Here is a 4267-nt window from a genome sequence, read left to right as displayed (position 1 = left end):
ACCCGGAACTGAGTGTCAGGCGTGGAATGAGACAAACGCGGCCATAACAGCGGAATGACACCGGTAAACCGAAAGGCAGGAACAGGAGAGCGCACGAGGGAGCTACCAGGGGGAAACGCCTGGGATCTTTATAGTCCTGTCGGGTTTCGCCACCACTGATTTGAGCGTCAGATTTTGTGATGCTTGTCAGGGGGGCGGAGCCTATGGAAAAACGGCAACGCCGCATCCTTTTTCCTGACTTCCCTGACTTGAGCGCGATCTCGTTATCTCGTCCTTCGTGAGCTGGTAACGCCCGCCGCAGTCTCACGGCAGGAGCGCAGCGACCGAGTGAGCGAGGAGGCGTCATTTCATCGTTACCTGCATTTTGCACTTACGCCCCGCAGCCGTATTTTCCCCCTTGCCACATGAAGCACTTCCCCGAATCTCCATCTCGCCGTAACATACTAAGCCAGTATACACTCCGCTAGCGCTACGTGACTGGTTCAGGGCTGCGCCCCGAAACCCGCTAACAACCTCTCAGCTACTGGATATCACACCATGCCATCTGAACATGATGAACAACGGGATGCTGCTGATACGCAGCTTCCCGGCGAGTATGACCTTTTTGATTTAATGGCGAAGGTTACTGAAGATAACCTGCACGCCCCGGTGGATTCCGGGCCTCCTGTCGGTCGGGAAGCGTTATAGCTTTTTCGCTGGCCAGCGTATGTGTAATACGGTGGTATTACATCTTATTTCTTTATTTTCATGTAATTACGGTTGACTGTAATACCTTGCGTATTACACGTATAAACGAAAAATCCCATTTTTCCCATTTGATTCATGCAGTTGCGATGAAATCGCGATTGCGTATGGTGTATGACCATTTAAGGGATAAAGCAACTTGGCTTTTAAGGCATGAATCTATATCTGGCAGGCCTGAGCGAAATAAAAAAGCGTTACATACCTGCCGGTTCATGTAGCCATGAACCGTGAAAGACAAGGATAGGACAATTATAAGACATTCTGTGATATTTTGGACTAAAATGAGACATTGATAAGACATTATGGGTGGCGTATGGCGAATTTTAACCTTGGTCCAAGAACAGCGATTGCGGCTGTCAGAGATTCCCTGGCTGATATAGAAAACTGGAAGAAAAATGGCATCCCCAGGAGAGAAATTGTGGCTGTACTGAATGAACGTTACGGTCTGAAGATCTCACAGGTTGCGTTTGATAAGGCTCTTTACAGGTTGAGAAAAAATACAGATGGATCGTCTCTCGCTACAGCGGATTCTTTGCCTGCTACAGAAAAATCTGTTTCTGTAGCAGGCGCGCCAGAGAATGGTTTTTTTCTGTCCGTGAATGACTTCAGAAGAGTGGAAGATGAATCTCAAAGACTGGCTGAGTCATTGAGGGATAGCATTGGCAGGAGGAAGGGGTTCTGATTTCCACTCGAAATTGTTTTGTGAAACGTTCGTACATCCGCCCCCTTATCTTCATGCCTGATGTTCTTGCCAACGCCTCACGGCCACGCAATAAATTTCCCGCCCGTTCACCGTTTTTAGCAGGGAACAAACCGGGTTTTGACGTGCCGGCCTGATTTTTGGCCTGAAACCGGTACTCATGCACTTCCTTGCATAGCCATGCAGCCGCGCCAAAATCATCAGGGGCGTTTTTTCACGATACAGGCTGGGAAAGGTACCCAAAACGGCCCGGATGCGGCAGAAACGCGCTGAGGGCCTTTCTGGGGGTGCGGGCAAGGGATGTTATGTTCAATCGAAATCAGAAAAACGATCGGTAAAGCGATCGTTTTTCTGATAGCATCATGTTGATTTTATATAACGTGGGTGTAAAGAATGACTAGACCGATTGCTGTTGATTTATTTGCTGGAGCGGGTGGGCTGAGTCTCGGTTTCGAGCAAGCTGGCTTTGATATAATGGCATCAGTTGAAATAGATCCAATACATTGCTCTGCTCACAAATATAACTTTCCTATGTGCAAAACGATATGTAGAAGTGTTGTTGATGTTACCGGAGAATACGTTAGGGAAGTTTCAGGTATTGGTGAGAAAGAGATTGATGTAGTGATCGGAGGCGCTCCCTGCCAAGGCTTTTCATTAATAGGAAAACGCGCGCTTGATGATGATAGGAACAAACTGGTCTATCACTATGTACGGCTGGTTCTTGAGCTAAAGCCTAAATACTTTATTTTTGAAAATGTAAAAGGGTTGACGGTTGGTAAGCATAAGCAGTTTTTAGTAGAGATAATGGATGCATTTAAAGATGGCGGGTACGACGTTGTAAGCGATTATAAAGTGCTAAACGCAGCTGATTATGGAGTTCCTCAAGATCGCCGTCGTCTTTTCTTAATGGGGGGAAGGAAAGGAATTGCTCTGCCATCATACCCTGAGCCATTATCCATTAGAACAACGGTTGGGGACGCTATTGGGGATATTCCTGATGCGGAAAAATATCCTGAGCTATGGGATAGAGATTGGGTTTATGCTAAATTTGGTGAGCAATCACTATACTCATCCTATTTGCATGGCGTAGAAAAAGATCCTAGTGATTTTAGCTACCCAAGAATTTTTAATAAAGACAAATTAACGTGTTCTTTACTGACAGATCACTCTGACATTTCTAGAGGGCGGTTTGTTGAAACTTTGCCTGACACGGTAGAACCAATCAGCAGGTTTAAAAAGCTCTCGATGAATGGGCTATGTAATACTTTAAGGGCAGGAACAGCAAGTGACAGAGGTGCTTTTACATCTCCTCGTCCTATACATCCGATCTATCCTAGGGTCATCACGGTCAGAGAGGCAGCAAGACTGCATTCATATCCTGATTGGTTCAGATTTCATGTGACTAAGTGGCATGGATTTAGACAGGTCGGTAATAGTGTTCCTCCTATGCTAGCTAGAAGTGTTGGCTTGCAGATTATGAAGGTTCTTGGTGTTACGCCAAAAAAACCAACGAAGAAAATCAAACTCGGTGATGAAAGTTTGGTTGCTATTTCTATGTCCGATGCTGCATCTATGTTTGGTGTGTCATCAAATGTAATTGCTAAGAGAATAAAAAATAGTAACAAGGAGGTTGTTTGTGAGTAAGGATAAAAAAGAAAGGTCCAAAAATAGATACCATCAGTTGGTAGAAAAGATATTTTTCGATAAATATGTTGATGGTGACTTAGAGGTTTTGTTTGAAAGGTTAGAGATAAACAGTGCTGCAAAAGATTTAGGTATAGAACTCCCATCTAATGTTGGTGATGTTATATATTCAATCAGATTTAGAACGCCTATGCCAGAAAGTATTCTGTTGACTCAGCCAGAAGGTAAGGAGTGGATTATTGAGCTGGCTGGTAGGTCAAAGTATCGATTTAGATTAGTAACTATTAGTAGGATTTTGCCAAATCCTAATATGGTGGCAATAAAAATTCCAGACAATACCCCGGAGATAATTACAGGTTATTCTTTAGACGACGAGCAGGCATTGCTGGCGAAGGTGAGATATAACCGGCTAATAGATATATTTCTAGGTATAACCACATATTCTTTACAGAATCATTTAAGAACTACGGTGAAGGGAATTGGTCAAATAGAGATCGATGAACTTTATGTAGGTATAGATAAATACGGTTGCCATTATATAATACCAGTTCAAGCAAAAGGTGGAACAGATCAAATATCAATGGTGCAAACATCGCAAGATACAGCGTGGTGTGAACAAAAATACCCAAATGTTAGATGTAGAGCTATTTCCGCTCAGTTTGTTTCGAGCGATTTGATTGCACTGTTTGAGCTAAAGATAGACGAAGGACAAGTGAAATTGATTGAGGAAAGGCATTACAAACTGGTTCCGGCAAAAGAGTTAGATAGCTCTGACATCTCAAACTACCGCATGTATGTATAATTTCTGAGAGGATCTTCTTGAGATCCTTTCGTTCTAGCCGTAATCTCCTAAGCCGTAAACAAAAAAACCACCGCTACCAACGGTGGTTCGTTTGCCGGAATTTAGAGCTACCAACTCTTTCTTCCGAAGGTAACTGGCTTTCACGGAGCGCAGATACCAAAACTGTCCTTTCAGTGTAGCCGTAGTCAGGCCACCACTTCAAGAACTCTGTAGATAACTCTACTCCGCTCCGTGAATCCGATTACCAGTGGCTGCTGCCAGTGGCGCTTTTGCATGTCTTTCCGGGTTGGACTCAAGACGATAGTTACCGGACAAGGCGCAGCAGTCGGACTGAACGGGGGGTTCGTGCATACAGTCCAGCTTGGAGCGAACTGCCT

The 4267-nt window shown here is 44.5% G+C and carries 5 protein-coding genes; 4 read left to right on the top strand and 1 reads right to left on the bottom strand.

The window, feature by feature from the left end; genetic code table 11:
- Positions 1-537 precede the first annotated feature (537 nt).
- The 4 genes from M8370_RS22910 (at position 538) to M8370_RS22895 (ending at position 3890) form a co-directional block, all read left to right on the top strand.
- Positions 538-687: a hypothetical protein gene (locus M8370_RS22910; RefSeq protein ID WP_164840373.1), complete on the top strand. Its 150-nt coding sequence runs from the start codon at positions 538-540 to the stop codon at positions 685-687.
- Between the two features lie 370 nt (positions 688-1057).
- Entirely contained in the window at positions 1058-1426 is a 369-nt protein-coding gene (locus M8370_RS22905) for a hypothetical protein (RefSeq protein WP_042114977.1), read from the top strand.
- 411 nt (positions 1427-1837) lie between these two features.
- Positions 1838-3088, top strand: coding sequence for a DNA cytosine methyltransferase (locus tag M8370_RS22900; protein ID WP_063389757.1), 1251 nt, complete (start codon positions 1838-1840; stop codon positions 3086-3088).
- A complete protein-coding gene (locus M8370_RS22895) occupies positions 3081-3890 on the top strand; it encodes a hypothetical protein (RefSeq protein ID WP_250021817.1) in 810 nt (269 codons plus the stop codon). Before M8370_RS22900 ends, M8370_RS22895 begins: the two co-directional genes overlap by 8 nt.
- A gap of 219 nt (positions 3891-4109) precedes the next feature.
- Here the strand turns inward: M8370_RS22895 and M8370_RS23530 are convergent, their stop codons facing one another.
- The gene (locus M8370_RS23530; protein ID WP_072013439.1) at positions 4110-4241 is read right to left on the bottom strand and encodes a replication initiation protein; all 132 of its coding nucleotides are present in this window, start codon (positions 4239-4241) and stop codon (positions 4110-4112) included.
- Positions 4242-4267 lie beyond the last annotated feature (26 nt).

The organism is Enterobacter cloacae complex sp. OE43NF, from assembly GCF_023544405.1.
Taxonomy (GTDB): Bacteria; Pseudomonadota; Gammaproteobacteria; order Enterobacterales; family Enterobacteriaceae; genus Enterobacter; species Enterobacter cloacae.
The sequence above is the reverse complement of the archived record's forward strand: the minus strand, read 5'-3'. Positions and strand labels throughout refer to the sequence as shown.

Excerpts from the sequence above, each read along its gene's own strand:
- M8370_RS22910 (WP_164840373.1), top strand. The coding sequence starts at position 538 with ATGCCATCTGAACATGATGAACAACGGGATGCTGCTGATACGCAGCTT.
- M8370_RS22905 (WP_042114977.1), top strand. The coding sequence starts at position 1,058 with ATGGCGAATTTTAACCTTGGTCCAAGAACAGCGATTGCGGCTGTCAGA.
- M8370_RS22900 (WP_063389757.1), top strand. The coding sequence starts at position 1,838 with ATGACTAGACCGATTGCTGTTGATTTATTTGCTGGAGCGGGTGGGCTG.
- M8370_RS23530 (WP_072013439.1), bottom strand. The coding sequence starts at position 4,241 with ATGCACGAACCCCCCGTTCAGTCCGACTGCTGCGCCTTGTCCGGTAAC.